This window comes from Capnocytophaga gingivalis ATCC 33624, from assembly GCF_000174755.1.
Taxonomy (GTDB): domain Bacteria; phylum Bacteroidota; class Bacteroidia; order Flavobacteriales; family Flavobacteriaceae; genus Capnocytophaga; species Capnocytophaga gingivalis.
In genome coordinates, this window is the sequence record NZ_ACLQ01000023.1 from 52015 (window position 1) to 71927 (window position 19913).

The following is a 19913-nucleotide window of genomic DNA, read 5'->3' on the forward strand; positions in this document are numbered from 1 at the left end:
TGAGCGGTGAGCGGTGAACAGTGAGCTTAGAGATAGTAACAAATCAATAAATTAGCGAATGTCAGATGAATACTCTAACAAACTAACAGATGATATTGTAAAGTATGGTTTTGAGGTAATAATGGTTCCACAAACCAATTACTTGCCATCTTTTGCCTATACTGTAGGTCTATGGAAAAGCTACAAGCATCCTGAACTTATTTCCTTAGGATTGCCTATAGATACACTCCATACTATGCTCAATACTGTAGTGTTTGAAGTAATAAAAAAAGAAAAACTGATAGAAATAGGTAGGAATTATCATGATATATTAGAAAAATATCCTGTACAATTCTTAGCAGTGGATAAGCGTAATATCCCTGATTATTTTGGACAGGCAATTAGTTATTACCAAACAGTCGATTTTCCTGCTTTGCAACTGATATGGCCTGATGACAAAGGAATATTCCCATATGAATCAGATTTCAGAGAAGATCTTATCTACTTACAACCGCTCTTAGATAGGAATGCTGATTTCAAATTCAGAGAAGACAAACTCTGTCCTGTATTCACAACATCAGCTTGGTTAGAAAATCAGCAACCTATTGTAGAGGTGATACATGATAAAGAGGGCCATTGGTTTTTTCTTCCCTCGGGAGAACCTGATTGGAAATTAGTGTCCTTGGAAGAACTAATAAAAGTTGATCCTACTCTCAATGATATTTTTGATCTTGATTATGGGGAGTGTGCCAATAGAGAGTTTGTAGGAGGAAGATGGAAAAGAGACATTTATGAGGAATAAAAATGTTACCTCATGTTAGCTCATTTCTTGCAAGCTTGTATCTATCATAAGAGATCCTTTTAGCTCTTTATAAAAGAATTGCAAGCTATATATACAGAGTGTATTGCCCACCAATCATTCCTTTGGGCTTTTCTCAGGACATATGAAACACGCTTCTATTGCGACACTGAATGAGAAGATAAAGGTACTTTGTCAGGAAAATGAGCTCACCTATATTGATCTGTATAAGGAATTGGTTACCCCAGGTTCACAACTATTAGACCCTGCTTATACCAATGATGGCCTTCACTTAGTAGGAGCAGCGTATTTCAAATGGCGTGATTTTGTTTTACCTTTTGTAAAAGAATAAGATAGAAATACATACTAAAAGAATAAATACAATACTATATGAAGAGATTTTTTAAAATGGCCTTGTTCTTAGGGGTATCAGCCCTCTATGGACAGCAAGGCGGGATGTGGATTCCTTCACTATTGGAAGGAATGAACGCTAAGGAGATGAAGACCTTGGGCATGAAAATGACTGTGGCCGACATCTACAGTGTAAACAAATCAAGTCTCAAGGATGCGGCACCTCACTTCAATGGAGGATGCTCCTCAGAGGTGATCTCTGACAAGGGATTATTACTTACCAACCACCACTGCGGTTATGGACAGATCCAAGCACACTCTACGCTGCAGAATGACTACCTTGCCAATGGATTCTGGGCAAAAAGTCTGGCAGAGGAACTTCCTAACAAGAACCTAAAAGTTACCTTTATGGTGCGTATCGACGATGTCACCAAGCAGGTACTCAAAGGTACAGAAAGCATCACTGACGAGACTGAAAAAGCCAAACTCATCGAGAAAAATATTGCTGAGGTCATCAAAACAGCTCCGAAAGAGGCTTGGCAAGAAAATAGTGTAAAGGCTTTCTATGATGGAAACCAATACATTCTCTTTGTCACAGAGACCTTCAAGGATGTACGCTTGGTAGGAGCTCCCCCCTCCTCTATCGGTAAGTTCGGTTCCGATACAGACAACTGGGTATGGCCACGCCACACTGGGGATTTCTCCCTATTCCGTATCTATGCTGACAAAAACAATCGCCCTGCGGAATACTCCAAGGATAATGTCCCTTACAAACCTAAACACTTCTTCCCTATCTCTCTCAAAGGAGTAAAAGAAGGAGACTTTGTTTTGGTTTTCGGTTACCCAGGAACTACCCAAGAATATTTACCTTCAGCTGCTGTGGCTCAGATAGAAAATGTAATCAACCCTGCTAGAATTGGTATTCGTGATATAGTACTCAAAGTACAAGATAGCTATATGCGCAAAGACCAAGGAATTAAGATCAAATATGCAGCTAAATACGCTCGTGTGGCTAACTACTGGAAAAAATGGATGGGAGAAACCAAAGGTCTTAAAAAATCAGGCGCAGTAGCTCTCAAACAACAACAGGAAGCCAAATTCCAACAAGCAATCCAAAAAGCAAACAAACAAGCTCAGTATGGCAACCTCCTTTCTGACTTCAACCGTTTGTACAAGGAAATAGAACCTTATACCCTTGCAGCCAACCTAAACTCTGAATTTATCTTCAGAAATATAGACTTACTATCCAATGGATCTCGCTTGCTCCAATTAGAAAAAGCATTGGAAGACAAAGGAGAACAATCCTTCAATGATAGAAAGAAAAATCTACTAAACACTTTCAAAGAAATATTCAAAGACAATGACAAACAAGTAGATAAAGATGTTTTCGAAAAAGTAGTTGTTTTCTATGCAGCAAATATGCCTAAGAACCTACTTATCAACTCTTTGAAAAACTTTGATGCCAAAAAATTGGCTGACAATCTCTATAACAATTCCTTCCTTACCTCTCTTTCTGGAGTAGAGAGTGTACTAAATCTTTCTGCTGCTGAATTCAAGGAAAGAATGAAAAATGACGTAGGAATACAGTTTGTTCGCGAACTTAAGGAAATGAATGATACTCAGGTATTCCCTGTATATGATCGTCTCAATACACAGATACATGCCTTACAACGCACCTATATGAAAGCCATCTTGGAATTTTCAAAACCATCAGATAGAATCTTCCCTGATGCCAATGGTACACTACGTGTAACCTATGGAAAGGTAGCAGGCTTCTCTCCTGCTGATGCGGTTACCTATAGTGCACACACTACCTTGGACGGAGTGATGGAAAAATATGTTCCTGGGGATTACGAATTTGACGTACCACAGCACTTGCGTGACCTACAAGCGAAGAAGGATTTCGGTCGCTATGGAGATAAGAATGGCAAGATGCCTCTATGCTTCCTTTCTACCTGCCACACTACAGGAGGTAACTCTGGAAGCCCTGCCATCGATGCCAACGGAAACCTTATCGGACTTAACTTTGACCGTGTGTGGGAAGGTACTATGAGTGACATTCACTATGATCCTAAGCTATGCCGCAATATCATGGTGGACATTCGCTATGTGCTCTTTGTTATTGACAAATATGCCGGTGCAGGTCACTTAGTCAATGAAATGAAACTCATCAAGTAAGATTTTTTCATATTATTTTGGTTTTTAAATTTGCTTCGCCCTGAAAAACACTTCTCTCGATGACTAAGAAGCGTTTTTCGGGGCGAAGTTTTTACTCAAATCTGTCTCTTATGTTTAGTTTTGTATTTATTTTCGCCTTTCTTATAGCCATTTTAGCTATACTTTTTTTCATTGTGGGCTACTTACATAAGCAAAATGTCCCCCTTTGGCAGTATCCCATAGCTTTTATCTATGTGTTATGGCTTTTATTGTTCCTTTTTTTAAGTTCTTTCTTTGGAGCTGAATATACTGCAGCTATAGACCCTGCAGATGGAGAGAGCTACACCTTTATTTCGGTGCAGTATTGGCCTACCTTTCTTACCTATTTCCTTTTGTATCATATAGCACTTGGGACACTTTGGGTACGCCGAGCAAAGCTACCTCCACTTCCTTTGGTGCTTTGTTTGTGCTTCTTATATATAGGGATTGTTGTGAATATCGGTATCGCCAGCCAAGTATCCTCAGGAGAAAGTGGAGACTTTGTCTTAGCTTCCTTTCCTTTGTTCAGCAGTCTTATAGCCATATTGGTTATAGGCCGTACGCTTATGGCGGTTCGAGAAGAACTTTCTACAAAGACCTTTAGAAATCGGTGGCTCAATAAGCTCAACACCCTACTTTCCTCTCACTTTACGGTACTTACTTGGTCGGTTCTCTTGATCTTCCCTGTCTTTGTACTCATCACCCTTTTGCTAATGCTTTTTGGGCAGGACTATGATTCGGTAGCCAAAGGCTTTACGGAGACGACCACTTGGGCATTTTCGCAGAAGGAGCACCCTCCTTATTTAGAACACACAGGGCACTACCTATGTACAGTGGCTGCCTGTGGCTCGCCACGCTTAGTGAAGCCCTTGCGTTGGGGCAAGCGAGGAGGCAGGCCTATTATCGTCAATCGTCAGTTACAGATAGCCAATGCCTTTGAGGAGCTTGTCGCCGACTTCTCCCCTGCGCTACACCGCTTCTTGCGTACCAATTATGACAAATACGGATATGACCTTTCCCAGAAGATCAACACCCCCTTTGCTTCCAATCTCACTTATTTGCTAATGAAGCCCTTGGAATGGTTCTTTTTGCTTTGCTTATATACCTTCTGCCTGCACCCTGAGAAGAAAATAGAAAAACAGTATAGGAGCAGTGAGCAGTTGTCAGTGAGCAGTGAGCAGTGATCTTTTGTCTTTACTTTCTACTTTATAAAACTTGCAATGCCTTCTACAAGTTCGGTGGGGACAGGAAGATCAGGATTTAGATAAGATTGCTGGTTTTCTTCCATTGTTTTTACCTTTTTGAGCACATGGTTCATACCCTCTATAAGAAGAAGTTGTGCCTTGGGTTGGGCTTCTTTGAGAAGTTGTGCTTGCTTGCTTTCCACTTGCAAATCATTGGTACCCTGAACAATAAGAATAGGTATTGATAGTTTTGCTATCTCTTTAGTAGGTTCATATTTGAACCAAGAGATAAGGTAGGGTTGGACACTTTTTCTAAATACAGGTGCCAAATAAGAGGAGAGATTCTCCACGAGTTCGCCTTTTCTTAACTGATTGATCACTTTTTGACTTTCCTCCTTGAGTTGTGGAGCATTCTTTGCTATTTGCTCTTCTATAAGGGTAGCACTGCTACTGCCTGCACCTGAAAGAGAAACAAACTTGGAGATGACTCCCTTTTGGGCAACAAGAAGACCTATCAAAGCCCCTTCAGAATGGCCAACAAGAGTGATATTTTTATATTTCTTCTTAAAATAATCCACTACTAAAAGAGCATCCTTCACCTCGTCTTCGAAAGTCATCTTCTCCTCCTGTGCAGTTCCATTTTTTATCTGTGCAATAACACGCTTGTCATAACGAAAAGTTGCAATCCCCTTCTGAGCCAATCCTTCTGCAAGATATTTCAGAGAATTATTCTTGAATTGCACTTGATTCCCATCGCGGTCAGTGGGTCCAGAACCTGCTATCAGTATCGCCAAGGGAGGCTGTGCACTTCCTTTAGGAGAGAGTAAAGTACCCTGGACTTCAGCGTCTATAACGACCTGCTGACTATCGTAATTCCCTTCTTGAGCAAAAGCTCCAAAACAAATAAAAAATAAAAAGATAAAAGATTTCATGATAAAAACAGTTTAGGGTTATACCCTACAAAGTTACAAAAAAAATTTCATTCTTCACTTTTATTCTTCATTTTTTATTCTTCACCACATACCCAAGCTCATTCACTTGGCTACTCTCTTCATTCTTCACTCTCTTCACTCCCTTAAGGAAGAAGACTATAGTACACAAGAGCAACAGCCAGATATAATAGCTCTGGGCAATCATACTGCTATAATTCACATCGACCCCTAAGAGCTTGATAAGCAGTAGTACTTGTGCTCCATAGGGAATAATCCCCTGTACGACACAAGAAGAAATATCAAGAATCGAAGCTGTCTGTATAGGAGAGATTTTATATTCTTCACTGATTTTCTTTGCCACAGGCGCACTGATGACAATAGCCACTGTATTATTAGCCACAGCCGCATCTATCAGAGCGACTAAGAAGCCTATCCCTGTAGCTGCACGTCCTTTGTTCGTAATGAACTTTCCTATTTTCTGGGTAAGGAAAGAAATCCCTCCTTCCCTTTCTATAAGATATGCCAACCCTCCGGTGAAGAGGAATACCAAGAAAATATCATTCATAGAAGCAAATCCCTCGAAAATAGTCTTGCTATAGCTCAAGAGGTTAAAAGTACCATACCAAAAGCCTAAAATCCCTGAAAGCACTGTACCTATCAGGAAGGTTACATATACATTGAGCCCAGCTACTGCCAAGATAATAACAGCGATATATGGTAGTAAGTTCATCCATTGTATAGATACCTCCTCTTGGCTGAGTGAATGTCCACTGGGATGAAGTAACACCCCTACAACAATAAGTATCAATACTGTAAGCACAGAAGCAGGCAAGGCAATCTTCCCATTCATACGGAACTTATCCTTCATCTCACACCCCTGCGACTGAGTAGCTGCAATGGTCGTATCGGAGATAAAAGAGAGATTATCCCCGAACATAGCCCCTCCCAAGAGCGCTCCAGCGATAAGCTCTACATTGACATTGGGTAGAGAGACAAAGCCCGCCGCTATAGGTGCTAAGCTCACGATAGCCCCTACTGAAGTACCTGAGGCAAAAGAAAGGAAAGAGGCGATGACAAAAACCCCTGCATATAAGTACTGTAAGGAGAGATAATTCTTGGTGATTTGTACAAAAGTATCTGTAGCGCCTATCTGCTTAGTTACCACACTGAAAGCCCCTGAGAATAAAGCGATTAAGCACATCATCAAGATACTGGGATTCCCTGCTCCCTTGATAAAAGCAGCTACATTCCCCCCTATCCCATTGCGACGGAAGATAAAAAAGGCAGCTATAATCCCTATCAATACTGCAATAGGAGCTGGAAACTCATAAAAACTCCCATACTGAATACCGCTCCATAAGAAAACGGCTACAAAAATAATCAAAGGCAAAAGCGCTATGGCACTTGCTTTTTTTGTTTCTGAAGACATTCTAAAAATATTTTACGAAATAAAGCGCAAAGGTAGAAAAATTTTTCCTAATAATTGCTCTTTACTTCCTATTTTTTTAGCGGTAATGCTAAGTCGCTTTCTTTTTCGATAGGAATATCAGTATATTCTAATTTCCAGCCCATGGTATGGGTAAGAATAAATATCTTAGAAAGTTCTGTAAGTAAGCGGTTTTGGGCATTGCTTCGTAGAGAAGATTGTTCTATTTTACGAGAGATAAGATCGGTAACCCGCTTGTTAATTTTGTTGTGATCCTCAGCTGTAAAGGGATTGAAGGAGCTTTCCTCTATATTGTAGTACTGCACCTTAGGGTATATCTTGAGCTCCTCTGGAGGGATTTGGGTAAGGCGCACCACCTTGTGAGCCTCATCTATCTCATAGCGAAGCTGGTGCAAGTCATAGGAGATAGTCGCTTCGGCATTGACCACTACCAGTGCCTTTTTGTCAAAGGACACCCAATTATTGAAGTATTTCTTGGCATCTTGGTAGGTCATAATTTCCGAGAAATAGCCTTCGGTAACTACCAATTTACCCACATTGTTGATCTGCTGTACAATCAGTGCACTATCCTCAGTAAGAGAACTGTGATCTTGCTCTTTTTTGAAAAAATATTGCAACAGAAACGCTGCACCTATACCTATTAAAAGGCCTAATAAAAGTTTTCTCATGGTTATAATATTATTTTTTGCCTATTACACACAGTCCTGCTGTGAACACTCATTGGTCACCTACTCGCACACGACTTTACTTTTCACTCCAAGCGCTTGCTTATCTTCTCTTCCATCTTTTTTATTTTCTCCTGTAGAGCAGCAAGGAACTGTAGGTGTTTTTCCCCCTCTGGGTTAAAGGGACGATGCGCCAAAGCCCGCTGAATACTGCCCACCTCCTGCATGAGGGACTGCGCCTCAGTGGTAAAAAAAGTCTCCACAAAGCGCTCCCATACATACTGCACCGCCTGCTCGGTGGGGTGGAGCATATCCTCCTTATAAAAACGATAATCCCTTAGCTCATCCATCAGAATCTCATAGGAAGGAAAGTAGAAAAGACCTTCTGCCTTCTGGGAGGTGCCTGTACCTAAGAGTGCATGTATTGCACAGAGCAACAATGACTTACTCAGCTGATTCTCCACCGCTCCATCGCGAAGATGCCTCACTGGAGAAAGGGTAAAGATAACCTTGATCTGAGGCTGTCGCTCCCTCACCAAAGCGACTATATGCTCTAAAGAAGCCTGTATCTGTTGGGCAGAGAGTAATTGTTTGCTAAAAATCTTCTGAGGTTGCTTATGACAATTGGCCACTATATTTCCCGTAGCGAGGTGTTCATACACCCAGGCCGTCCCCAAGGTAAGAATCAGAAAGGAGGCTTTGCCAAGTGCTTCCCCTACTTGCTTAACTTCCTGATTCAGATGCTCCAAGAGCGTAGGAAGAGAGGGATTTGCCCACTGGGAATGTAGGTCAAAGGAGAGCCACAGATCCTCCTCAAGAAAGAAATCCTCCTCAGTGAAAAGCCGTCCTAAGCACGCCCGTTCCAGACTTCGCTCAATGGCCAAAGGATGAAAGAGAGTGCCAAAAGGGTGGGAGAAAAAAGGCAACTTATAGTAGGCGAACTTCTCCTGCATGTGTGCTGCAAAGCATGAGCCCATACTCACCACAGGGGTCGCATAGGAAAGCTGGTTATCCTCCGCCACCGGAGAAATGGGTATCTTAGTAGTAAAGTTCATAGACAGCAGCAAATGTACAAAATAAATTAGTAATACCAACCAAGATCCTACAAATTTATCAAAATGCCGATCCCCTCAAGTATCTCAATGAAACTAACAAATAATTAGCTAATGGGCAAATTGTTCATATTGCTGATAACCAGTCTTGAGGAGGTTTTGTACTTCTTCTATCAAGGAAGAAGGAGAGAGTACCTTTACATAGCAGCTGCGGGCACATATTTCCATTACAAAATCATAAGTAGGAACCAATCTCAGGCGGATACGCACCTCCTGATCATTGTCTACTAATAACTCCTGGGTAGGGTGTAGTGGGAGGCTCTTGATATACTGTCCCTGCTCGTAGTTGAAGGAAAGCACAATCTCCTGAGGTTTCTCGTCTGTAGCGATAGAGATGCCGAAAGCATTGCTAAAAAGTTTCTCGAAATCTACTTCCTTACGTACTACGGGAATATCCAATACCTCCAGATGAGAGATGCGATCCAGTCCAAAGCACTTAAGCCCCTCCGCTCCTGTCGAATCCTCCCCCACCAAGTACCATCGGCGCTTATACTCCTTGATCGCATAGGGGATCACCCTTCGAGAATGAGGCACCCCTTCCCAGAACTTAGTATAGTCAAAGCGGATGAGCATGCGCTCTTGTATGGCCTCGATAATATCCTCCAAGAAGCGCAATGAGCTTTGTTGCTGTCGTTCGAAGAGGAGAATATTGGAAAGCTCCTTACTCCGGCGATAGGCATTCATCAGCAAGAGATTGTCGAAGAAGGCGTATTTGTTGGCAAAGTCATTCTCCTCCAACCGCCATTTTTTATCCTCGAAGACCACCTCCACGTCGAAGAGGTCGCTGAGCAAGCGGCGGTCGCGCTGGAAGGTCTTTTCACTAAAGCGAAGCTCCTCGCTCTGGAGGCGTCCCGCATCGTATTCGTTGTCATGTACATTCTCCAAGCGCTCTTTGAGCTCCTCATAGGTGAGCCCCCCGCTCTCTTTGTGTCTTTCTAATTCCTTGATGATCCGTACCAGACGGAATATCTGATCTACTTTTGCCACAATTTTAATGATTAATTATCTAAGAAACAATAAATTGCGTCTCTACACAGGCGATGGATAAGCCCTACCCCGATTGGCGTAGTCTTGCGTAGAGATGTGAGTTTATTTCGTCTTAATGAATAATGTATTCAATATATTAAATTAGGGTTCAAAATATATTTATTTGCAACTCAGAACTCAAAATTCAAAATTCAAACCTTCTAAAATTCTCCAATAGTCTCTCTATATTCTCCTTGCCTACAGGGTTTTGGCTATGTACTTGATAGTTGGGCAAAGGGAGCTGGTGTGCTAAGCAATAGTCTACTAAGTACTTAGCACAATCATACCCTGATAAGTCTTCCCCTAAGTCGTGGTCAAAAGAGATAAAATCAGGCAAACCTTTTCTCTCAAGATATTCTACAAACTCCTCATAGTTATACACTCGGACAAAGCCCTCTGGAGTAGGGCGCAAGTCATCTAAATAAAGTCTTCTCATTTTTCATTCTTCACTTCTATATATTTTCCCCACTCAAACCCCTCGTGTTCCTCTCGCATCACATAGCCGAGTTGGTTAGTGGTTAGTATGGTCTTGCCAAGCCTGAAATCGGGTTGGTTGAAGTGGTGATGCCCATAAATCCAATAGTCGATGGCGCTTTTTTCTATGAAATCGGTTAGGTCAAGGACAAAAGCCTCGTTCAGTACACTGCCTAAATACATTTCAGGGTAATACTTGAGGGTAGGGACGTAGTGGGTAGCTACAATGATATGGTCTATCTCTCCAGCCTTTTTTGCTTGAGTAGCTGCTTTGACGGCTTTTTTGAGGAACTTAACCGCTGTTTTGTTGATGGCGTTGAAGTCTGTCACTTGTAGGGACTCTATCTCCTCACCTTTTTCGGGATTTTGTACGGTGATATAGTGGAAGTCACTCATGCCATATTTGATTTTGTCGGCATTCTTCCTACCGATATGACTCCACATCGTACATAGGATCAGCTGAGTACGACCAATACGCTCGGTATAGTTGTCCACCAAAAAGAGATTTCGTATCTCCTTTATAGGTTGTTCGTAGCGAGTAGCAGCGTAATTGTGGGTAAAGATGTAGTATTCGTGGTTACCAGGAATCCAAAATACTTTTTTGTAGCCCTTGCATAGGTCTGCTATCTCACTCTTATACATTATGTTAGATAGCTTCACAAAGGGGCACAAGTCCCCTGCAATGATTAGGACATCGCCCACCCGCTCTATGGTGTTGTTGTCAATCCAGTTGAGATTGTCTTGAAATTCAAGATGTAAGTCGGAAAAGTATTGTATTTTCATGAAGGTGTTAGGAGTTTAAGGAATTAGATTATGTTTATCATTTTATGGCAAAGATATGAAAAATAGTGGACAAACTACGACCACCTTAATGAATAATTTTCAATGATTAATGTTCAATGCTCACTGACCACTGACCACTGATAACTATATATTGATAGTCAATTATTTACAGAAAAACAGGTTTGTTGTTAATAAAAAGTAGTGTTTTATATTTCTTTTTTGGGGATTATTCATTATATTTGCGGGATATTAAAAACTGCAATAATGAAAGGAGAAACAACAAGTCCTAACTACCTTTTTGAGGTTAGTTGGGAGGTCTGCAACAAGATAGGAGGCATACATACGGTATTGGCCACCAGGGCAACAATCCTCAAAGAACAGTTTGCCCAAAAGTATATCACCATAGGTCCTGACCTGTGGCTACGCAAGGAAAACCCTGAATTTGTCGAAGATACCTCTCTCTTTCCTTCTTGGCTCAATAGGGCGCAACAGGAGGGCTTGCGTGTACGTACGGGGTATTGGAATATCAAAGGAAAGCCTATTGCTATCTTGGTGGATTTCTCCCATTATATCAGTGAAAAAAATGAGATCCTTACCTACTTTTGGAATACCCAACAGCTGGATTCCTTGGATGCTTCTTGGGACTATACCGAGTCGGTACTCTTTGGCTATGCCGTAGGTAAGGTCATCGAGAGTTTTGTCCACTTTCAAGTAGGGGCTCGTGAGCGTGTCATTGCACATTTTCATGAGTGGATGACAGGTACAGGCTTACTATATCTTAAGGAAGCACTCCCCGAGGTGGGAACTATCTTCACCACCCATGCCACTGTATTGGGGCGCAGCATAGCCGGCAATGGCTGGGCGCTATACAACTACTTGGAGGAATACAAGCCTGAGGAGCTCGCCTACCGCTTCTCTGTACAGCATAAGCACTTCTTAGAACAAAAAGCCGCTGCTGGAGCTGATATATTCACCACTGTGAGTGATATCACCGCCCGCGAATGCAAACACTTCCTATCTCGCAACCCTGAAGTGATCACCCCCAATGGCTTCGACGAATCCCATATCATGGACAGAACCAGCTATTTAGAACGACACAAACGTGCTTCTGGAAAGCTCTGGGAGGTGGCTGAAAAGGTTACCGGAAGTACTTTCGAGGAAAAACCTTTCTTTGTAGCCATCAGCGGACGTAATGAATTCAGAAACAAAGGAATAGATGTATTCATCGATGCTTTAGAGCAAATCAACAAGAAGGCTACACTTCCCCGTGAAATAGTGGCTTTTATCCTCATTCCTTCTGATTATGAAGGGGTTAATACTATTTCTCAGCCTTATACCACCCATTTGGTTAAGAACGAATTTCACAATACTATTTTCTCCAAGCTCAAGGAGGCACAGCTCTTCAACCATGTAGAGGACAAGGTCAAGGTAGTGTTCTGTCCGAGCTACCTCTTGGGCAGTGATGGGGTGTTCAACCTTCCTTACTATGACCTACTGACAGGGATTGATCTTAGTGTATTTCCTTCGTACTATGAGCCTTGGGGCTACACTCCCTTGGAGAGTCTGTGCTTAGGAGTGCCTACTGTCACTACTTCTTTGGCAGGCTTCGGTTCTTGGGCTTTGGGACATTTTCCTAATGAAAACCTTGCCCTAAGGGTGCTCAATAGGGACGACAATAACTATGTGGAGGTAGTCGAAGGGGTTACCCGCCAGATAGAAAAAATAGCAGGGCTCTCCCCTACCGCTTACGAGGCGCTTTGGGAGGATGCCCAACAGATAGGCAAGGCAGCTCTCTGGGATAAGTTCTTCGCTTACTATCAAGAGGCTTACACCCTTACCCTTGAGCGTATGCAACCTCGCCTACAGGATAGACCTATTGCCGATACTGAGGCTTCGCGCTACTGGGAACAGTCCCAACAAATCAATACACCTTTCTGGCGAAGTGTCATCGTATACCGTTCTACTCCGGAAAAGTTCAAAGCTCTTGAGGAAATGGCCAAAAACCTATGGTGGTCATGGAATGAAGAGGCCGAACAGCTCTTCAAGAGTATAGACCCCGAGGAGTGGCACCGAGTGCACAAGAATCCTATCCTGCTTCTGGACTCTATTTCGGTGAGTCAGTTCAAGGCGCTTGAGAATGATACTCAATTCATGGCACGCCTACACAAGGTATATGCGGACTTCCTTACTTATATGGAAAAGAAGAAGGAAATGATTAGCCCCTCCATCGCTTACTTTAGTATGGAATTTGGCTTGCACTCCTCTCTGAAAATCTATTCAGGGGGCTTGGGTATCTTGGCAGGAGACTACCTCAAGGAAGCCAGTGACAAGGCTACCAAGATTACTGGAGTGGGCTTGCTGTACCGTTATGGGTATTTTACCCAAAAAATATCTGCCTTTGGACACCAAGAATCCGAGTACGAAGCACAGGACTTTACCAAAATACCTGTTTCCCCAGTTACTGATAGCGAGGGCAAATGGCTGAAAATCTCCTTAGACCTACCAGGGCGCACCCTCTATGCGCGGGTGTGGCGGGTCGATGTAGGACGTATTGAACTATATCTGTTGGATGCGGATTTCGAAGACAATAGCGAAGAAGACCGCACCATCACTCACCATTTATATGGTGGAAACTGGGAAAACCGCCTCAAGCAGGAAATGCTCTTGGGCTTAGGGGGTATCAAGGTACTCCGCAGCTTAGGGGTAAGCTACGACATTTATCATTGTAATGAGGGACATGCCGCCTTGATTGGCTTGGAACGCCTGAACAAGTTTATCAACGAGTTCCACCTCTCCTTCTCCGAAGCGATAGAGGTAGTACGTGCTTCATCACTCTTTACCACTCATACACCAGTACCCGCAGGGCACGATGCCTTCGAGGAAGGTATGCTCCGTGCTTTCATAGGCGACTATGCAGAGAAGTTGCATGTGGATTGGCAACAGATTCTCGCCTTAGGTAAAATAAATGTCTCTGATCCTCATGAGAAATTCTCTATGAGCTTCTTGGCAGCGAACCTCTCTCAGGAGGTCAATGGGGTAAGTATGCTCCATGGCGAGGTGAGTCGTGAAATCTTCAAAGATATGTGGAAAGGTTATTTCCCTGAGGAGCTGCACATTAGCTATGTAACCAATGGGGTACACCGCCCTACTTGGACAGCCCCTCTATGGAAGGAAGTAGAACAAAAATATTTCAAGAAAGAAGGGGGAGCCTATACCGCCGCTTCTTTTGAGGGTATCTACAATGTACCTGATGAGAAGATCGCACACATACAGCAGGAACTCCGTACCAAGCTCGTGGGGCGCATCAAGAACAATCTGAAAGAGACCCTAAACATCACTTACTTCACGCCACGTGAGATTGTCGAGGTATCCGATACCCTGCGTGATGATGTGCTTACCATTGGTTTTGCCCGTCGTTTCGCCACTTATAAGCGTGCCCACCTGCTCTTTACCAACCTTGACCGATTGGATGCCATCGTGAACAACCCCGATCGTCCAGTACAGTTTATCTTTGCCGGCAAGGCGCATCCTGCGGATAAGGCTGGACAAGACCTGATTAAGCACATTGTAGAAATATCCAAACAACCACGCTTCTTAGGCAAAATTATCTTCCTCTCCAACTACGATATGGACTTGGCGCGTGCGCTTATCCAAGGGGTGGATGTATGGATGAATACTCCTACACGCCCTCTGGAAGCCTCTGGTACCAGTGGGGAAAAAGCTGCTATGAACGGGGTAATGCACTTCAGTGTATTGGACGGCTGGTGGGTAGAGGGCTACCGCGAGGATGCCGGCTGGATGCTCCCTCAAAAACGTACTTACGAAAACCAGCAGTACCAAGACGAATTGGATGCCGAGCTGATATACAATATCATAGAAGACCAAATAGCTCCTGCTTACTATAACAAGGACAGTAATGGTATCTCCATACAATGGTGCAACTTTATCAAGAATACCATTGGCAAGGTAGCACCTCAGTTCACTACCTATCGTATGCTCTCCGACTACGAAAGGCAGTACTACTACCCTCAGCAAAAACGTTCGGCACTGCTCAGAGCCAATGGTTTTGAGAAGGCAATCGAACTCTCCCAGTGGAAGAAGCGGGTGGCGCATGAGTGGCCTGAATTGCGCGTAGAAAAGGTGGTAGCTCCTAAGCGTGATCGTGAGCTTATCTCCTTGGGCAATATCTATGAGGCTACGATCGACCTCTACCTTGGAGAACTTACCCCTGAGGATGTGGGCTTAGAACTGGTGGTCACTTGCAAAGAAGAGGGACAGCTGAAGGTAACCCAACTGATACAAGCAGAACTGATATCCTTCTCTGGTCGTGTGGCTTCCTATAAGCTCTCCACCTCCACCGAAGATGCTGGCTTATTCATGATTGCTCTACGCCTATACCCCAAGCATGAACTCCTCCCTCACCGACAAGACTTTGCTCTGGTGAAGTGGCTCTAAATAATGATTAATGTTTAATGATTAATGATTAATGACTAGTGACTAACCATAACGGATTAGTCACTAGTCATTTTTTTGCTTACTGTTCACTGACCTCTGCTCACTGCTCACTGACCACTGTCTCATGCACTAGCATAGGGCGATTTGCAAATCGCCCCTACCACAGAACGCAAAAATTCTCATGCCTATATGAGGCGACCTCTGTTCACTGCTCTCTGCTCACTGACCACTGTCTCATGCCCAGCATAGGGCGATTTGCAAATCGCCCCTACCACAGGATGCAAAAATTCTCATGCCTATATGGGGCAACCTCTGTTCACTGCTCACTGACCTCTGCTCTCTATTCACCGACCACTGTCTCATGCCCAGGATAGGGCGATTTGCAAATCGCCCCTACCACAGGATGCAAAAATTCTCATGCCTATATGGGGCAACCTCTGCTCTCTGCTCTCTGCTCTCTGTTCACCGACCACTGTCTCATGCCCAGCATAGGGCGATTTACAAATCGCCCCTACCACAGAACGCAAAAATTCTCATACCTATATGGGGCAACCTCTGTTCACTGCTCACTGACCTCTGCTCACTGAGCACTAACAAGTTATCAACAAAATTAAAAGTTATAACCAATCCTGTGGTATATAAGCCAAAAAGTTGTACTTTAGCTCCCTGAAAAAACACAAATTCAATCATTTGTAATGTATTGAAATACAATTTATTATTGTTTTTAATTACTTATAAAAAGACGATGTTTTCCAAGAATGATGACCTTCGGGAGGCTGTCACGCGCTATGAAAAGATGCTTCTGGAGCACGAGACAATTTTTTTTGACAGTTACCAGTATGAAGATATTATCTTATATTATTTAGAATATGCTAAGTATGCCAAGGCAAAACAGGCCTTAGAGGTAGCACTGAGCCAATACCCTACAGCTTCTGCTTTACGCTTGCTGCAAGTGGAAATACTCATCTATGAGGATAATCTACAACAAGCAGGGGAGATTCTCGACGATATCCTTCGCGAAGAGCCGTACAATGCCGAGATACATGTACAGCGGGCTAACCTATATTCTAAAAAAAATGACCATATCAAGGCTATAGAGCTCCTCAAGTATGCTGCCTCTCTATCAGAGGAGCTATCTGACATACACTCCCTTATCGCAATGGAGTATATGTACATGGAGGAATATGCCTTGGCTAAGAAATACTTCAAAAAATGCCTAGCTAAAGACCCTGAGGACTACTTTTCCCTCCAGCAGTTGCTTCACTGTTTTGACTTCCTCAAGGAAGATGAGCAAGCCATTGCTTTTCTCACAGCCTTCCTTGACGAAAATCCTTATTGTGAGGTAGCATGGCATAGCTTAGGCAAGCAGTATATGGTGCAGAACAACCTGCAGGAAGCCCTCCGAGCATTCGACTTTGCCATCATCAGCGACGATACTTTCACTGGAGCCTATTTCGAGAAAGGAAAGGTACTGGAACTGCTCAAGGACTACAAGCAAGCTATTGAAAACTACAAGATTACCCTTTCTCTTGACGATCCTTCTTCTTTTGCTTACCTACGTATAGGTATCTGCTATGAGAAGTTAGGAGAGAGTGCCATGGCCGAGCAATATTACTTCAAGGCAGTGCATGAGGATCCCCAGTCGAGCAAGGCATGGCTAGCCTTGGTGGACTACTATGTAAGGGAGAATGATTACACAAAAGCCGAAAAATACGTCTCCAAGGTACTCCTCAATGAGGGCGACAACCCCTCGTTCTTACGCCGTTGTGCCGAGGTATACGCTCATGTAGGTAGGCGAGAGGATGCCATACAGATATATACCCAAGCGATAGACTTAGGCGATTACTCCGTGGAGATACGCAATGAGCTATCTGACCTACTGCTTCAGGAAAAAGCCTACGAACGTGCACTAATGCTATCGCTGAGTACACTTCATCTATATCCACAAGAGGTTAGCGCCTACTATCGTATAGGCATCGCCTACCATATGCTAGGAGAGAAAGAAAAAGAATATACCTACCTCGGTACCGCTCTTAAGCAAGGAGGCGAATGGCTTGCTTATTTTGAGAAAAAATATCCAGAGGTGTTCTCCTTCTGTCCCCTTGTAGAAGAAATTGTAAAGAACACTGACAAACACTAAAAAAATATAAAACACTATGGAACACTTTCAGAGTTGGAGCGACCTTGTCAATCCGGAATTTTACATCAAGTTAGGAGGTTATTGGCTCGTTCTTTTTATCATCTTTGCCGAGACAGGGCTTTTTGTAGGCTTTTTCCTTCCTGGGGATAGTCTGCTCTTCATTTCGGGTATCTATGCAGTACCTATGGTGAGGGATACCTTTGGAATCACCGGTAGTGATCTTTTGGATACAACCATCATAGCCTCTTCTATATCCCTGGCAGCCATCATAGGAAATATGGTCAGCTACTGGTTCGGCAGGCGTAGTGGGCATGGATTGTATGAGCGTAAGGATTCGTTCTTCTTCAAGCGCAAATACTTACTCAAAGCGCATGTATTCTATGAAAAACATGGAGCTGTAGCGGTGATTGCAGCGCGTTTTCTTCCTATCGTGCGCACCTTTGCCCCTATTGTAGCGGGGATTGTCGGAATGCGCCGAGGCAAGTTCATGGTATACAATATCATAGGTGCTGTAGCATGGTCTTTCTCTCTTGTCTTCATGGGGCACTACTTGGACAAGCTCTTTATAGAGCAGTTTGGCATAGACCTCAAAAAACACTTGGAGCTCATCGTGCTCTTTATCGTACTAATAACCACCGCTCCTATCCTTATCAAGCTCTTTATGCCAAGTAAAGAAAACAATGAGAGCAATGATCAATGATTAATAACAAGCAGTTGGGGTGATAATGAGGCTGTCCGAAAAGCCTTGTCTTTAAGGCAAATTGCAATCTACCCCTACGACAGAACCCAAAACAACTGAAATTGTCTTAGCCAACATTAGGGTAGAGACGCCATTGATTGCGTCTTAAAAGGTTATTCGATAATATTTTACAGTTATATGCTGAAAAAAATCCGTATAAGCAGTGCTTATACGGATTTTTTTAATGATTAATAATTTTGAGTAATAATGAAATTGATCATTATTTAGAATCCTAATTCTTTTTTCACATCGTTGAAGAGATCTTTTCCATCAGAAACGATGACACCTGCTCCAGCAGCGGAATCCAATACATACTGATAGCCTTGTGTTTTAGCTACTTTTTGTACTGCTTTTTTCGCTTTTTCCATAATAGGCTCTATGAGGGCTTGGCTTTTCTTTTGATATTCCTCAGAAGCGGTTTGTTGTGCTTGACGGATGTTGTTCTGCATAGTCTCCAAGGCACGTTGTTCTTTTTCTAACTCAGCTTGTTTTTCTTTGAGTTGGGCTTCTGTAAGAGCACTTACTTTGCGTTGGAAATCCTCCAATTTCTTTTGGTATTCCTTCACAGAGGCTTGGATATCATTGGTATAAGATTGTTCCAATTTCTGCAATTGTGCTTGAGCGGTTTTCATCTCAGGCATCTCCTTAAGGAGCTTCTGAGAGTCGATGTGTGCTATTTTGGCTTGTGCCATAGCAATTGTAGTCCCACCAAGGACAAAGGCTGCTGTCATTACCCAATTTCTAATTTTTCTTATCATTTTTCTATGTGTTAAATTATTTACTTTCTTTTTTAGGCTTATAGGGAGTTAGTTTATGAGCTGTTAGCTGTTATATGGATCATTTTGACCTACCCCTATTGCTTTGCTTTTTTCTTTTCTTCTCTTTTCTTTTCTAAGGCTTGTTGGCGTTCTTGTTCACGTCTTTGCCTATCTTCGAGTTGCTTTTGTTTGATCTTTTCTCTTTCAGCTTGTCGCTTGGAGAGTTCTTGTTCACGAGCACGCTGGCGTTCCTCAAGTTTGCGTTGTTTCTCGTCCTTAAGCTCAAAACTGAGGTTTTCCTTGAGCAAAGTGCTTATTTCCTTATTTCTATCCTCGGCATTGTCCTTTCTCTTGAGTAAGCGTAGGACAATCTTAGTGATGTCATTTTTCTCATCAGCATAGATCGAAGCAGCATCATCGGAGGTGAATATATAGTCAAACTTTTTGGTTTTTCCTATCTGCTGGGTGATGTTGAATACCTGATCCTGAATAGGCTGCACAAGCTTCCAGCGCTGGGTGATATAGTCCCCGTTTTCAGCTCCAAAGCGTTTTTGCTTATAGTCCTCCAAGTTCTGTTCGAGTACCTGAATCTCCTCTTCCCTATCCTTGACTGTCTGGGGGGTAAGTAGGGGTTTTTCAGCCTCTAACTTTTGCTTGCGTGTATCTATTTCTGCCTGTTTTTCCTCTATCTCCTTCTCCCATTGTGCCACTTTTTGGCTTAGCTGCTCACTGGCTACTTTGTATTCCTCCATATTGTTGAGGATATAGTTCATATCCACATAGGCAATCCTTGTGGCCTTCTGCGCCCATAGAGACGAGGTAGCTACCAAAGACAAAGAAAGAAAAAAAGCTTTTATATTCATGATTATGGTA

At 42.9% G+C, this 19913-nt stretch carries 16 protein-coding genes; 7 read left to right on the forward strand and 9 right to left on the reverse strand.

What is annotated here, in order from left to right; genetic code table 11:
- Window positions 1-58: 58 nt before the first annotated feature.
- From CAPGI0001_RS09345 to CAPGI0001_RS09360, 4 genes are all read left to right on the forward strand, one after another.
- A complete protein-coding gene (locus tag CAPGI0001_RS09345) occupies window positions 59-781 on the forward strand; it encodes a DUF4262 domain-containing protein (RefSeq protein WP_002669262.1) in 723 nt (240 codons plus the stop codon).
- A gap of 142 nt (window positions 782-923) precedes the next feature.
- A complete protein-coding gene (locus tag CAPGI0001_RS09350; protein WP_002669202.1) occupies window positions 924-1130 on the forward strand; it encodes an SGNH/GDSL hydrolase family protein in 207 nt (68 codons plus the stop codon).
- A 38-nt stretch (window positions 1131-1168) separates the two neighbouring features.
- Window positions 1169-3307 (forward strand): S46 family peptidase, encoded by a 2139-nt coding sequence (locus CAPGI0001_RS09355; RefSeq protein ID WP_002669328.1) that lies wholly within the window; start codon window positions 1169-1171, stop codon window positions 3305-3307.
- 110 nt (window positions 3308-3417) lie between these two features.
- Window positions 3418-4509: a DUF6688 domain-containing protein gene (locus CAPGI0001_RS09360; protein WP_002669154.1), complete on the forward strand. Its 1092-nt coding sequence runs from the start codon at window positions 3418-3420 to the stop codon at window positions 4507-4509.
- A gap of 17 nt (window positions 4510-4526) precedes the next feature.
- Here CAPGI0001_RS09360 and CAPGI0001_RS09365 read toward each other — a convergent pair whose 3' ends face one another.
- The 7 genes from CAPGI0001_RS09365 to CAPGI0001_RS09395 all read right to left on the reverse strand — a co-directional run bounded on the left by CAPGI0001_RS09365 (window position 4527) and on the right by CAPGI0001_RS09395 (window position 10948).
- The gene (locus tag CAPGI0001_RS09365) at window positions 4527-5441 is read right to left on the reverse strand and encodes an alpha/beta hydrolase (RefSeq protein ID WP_002669364.1); all 915 of its coding nucleotides are present in this window, start codon (window positions 5439-5441) and stop codon (window positions 4527-4529) included.
- Between the two features lie 67 nt (window positions 5442-5508).
- A complete protein-coding gene (locus CAPGI0001_RS09370) occupies window positions 5509-6870 on the reverse strand; it encodes a Na+/H+ antiporter NhaC family protein (protein ID WP_002669334.1) in 1362 nt (453 codons plus the stop codon).
- A gap of 68 nt (window positions 6871-6938) precedes the next feature.
- Window positions 6939-7556 carry a DUF4230 domain-containing protein gene (locus CAPGI0001_RS09375; RefSeq protein WP_002669346.1) on the reverse strand — a complete coding sequence of 206 codons (618 nt, stop codon included), beginning with the start codon at window positions 7554-7556 and terminating at the stop codon, window positions 6939-6941.
- 83 nt (window positions 7557-7639) lie between these two features.
- A complete protein-coding gene (locus CAPGI0001_RS09380) occupies window positions 7640-8608 on the reverse strand; it encodes a GSCFA domain-containing protein (RefSeq protein WP_002669348.1) in 969 nt (322 codons plus the stop codon).
- 108 nt (window positions 8609-8716) lie between these two features.
- Window positions 8717-9652: a helix-turn-helix transcriptional regulator gene (locus CAPGI0001_RS09385; RefSeq protein ID WP_002669234.1), complete on the reverse strand. Its 936-nt coding sequence runs from the start codon at window positions 9650-9652 to the stop codon at window positions 8717-8719.
- A 184-nt stretch (window positions 9653-9836) separates the two neighbouring features.
- Entirely contained in the window at window positions 9837-10127 is a 291-nt protein-coding gene (locus tag CAPGI0001_RS09390) for a cyclic-phosphate processing receiver domain-containing protein (RefSeq protein ID WP_002669295.1), read from the reverse strand.
- Complete coding sequence (locus CAPGI0001_RS09395; protein WP_002669170.1) at window positions 10124-10948, reverse strand: metallophosphoesterase; 825 nt, start codon at window positions 10946-10948, stop codon at window positions 10124-10126. The genes CAPGI0001_RS09390 and CAPGI0001_RS09395 overlap by 4 nt, the downstream gene beginning before the upstream one ends.
- A gap of 264 nt (window positions 10949-11212) precedes the next feature.
- Here CAPGI0001_RS09395 and glgP point away from each other — a divergent pair, with 264 nt between their 5' ends.
- From glgP to CAPGI0001_RS09415, 3 genes are all read left to right on the forward strand, one after another.
- The gene (glgP, locus tag CAPGI0001_RS09400) at window positions 11213-15403 is read left to right on the forward strand and encodes an alpha-glucan family phosphorylase (protein WP_002669369.1); all 4191 of its coding nucleotides are present in this window, start codon (window positions 11213-11215) and stop codon (window positions 15401-15403) included.
- A gap of 745 nt (window positions 15404-16148) precedes the next feature.
- On the forward strand, window positions 16149-17543 hold the full coding sequence (locus tag CAPGI0001_RS09410) for a tetratricopeptide repeat protein (RefSeq protein ID WP_002669279.1): 1395 nt from the start codon (window positions 16149-16151) through the stop codon (window positions 17541-17543).
- Between the two features lie 16 nt (window positions 17544-17559).
- Entirely contained in the window at window positions 17560-18243 is a 684-nt protein-coding gene (locus CAPGI0001_RS09415) for a DedA family protein (RefSeq protein WP_002669254.1), read from the forward strand.
- Window positions 18244-18506: 263 nt separating this feature from the next.
- Here CAPGI0001_RS09415 and CAPGI0001_RS09420 read toward each other — a convergent pair whose 3' ends face one another.
- Both CAPGI0001_RS09420 and CAPGI0001_RS09425 read right to left on the reverse strand, forming a co-directional pair.
- Window positions 18507-19040: an OmpH/Skp family outer membrane protein gene (locus tag CAPGI0001_RS09420; protein WP_040360157.1), complete on the reverse strand. Its 534-nt coding sequence runs from the start codon at window positions 19038-19040 to the stop codon at window positions 18507-18509.
- 95 nt (window positions 19041-19135) lie between these two features.
- Window positions 19136-19903: an OmpH/Skp family outer membrane protein gene (locus tag CAPGI0001_RS09425; RefSeq protein ID WP_002669210.1), complete on the reverse strand. Its 768-nt coding sequence runs from the start codon at window positions 19901-19903 to the stop codon at window positions 19136-19138.
- Between the last annotated feature and the right edge of the window lie 10 nt (window positions 19904-19913).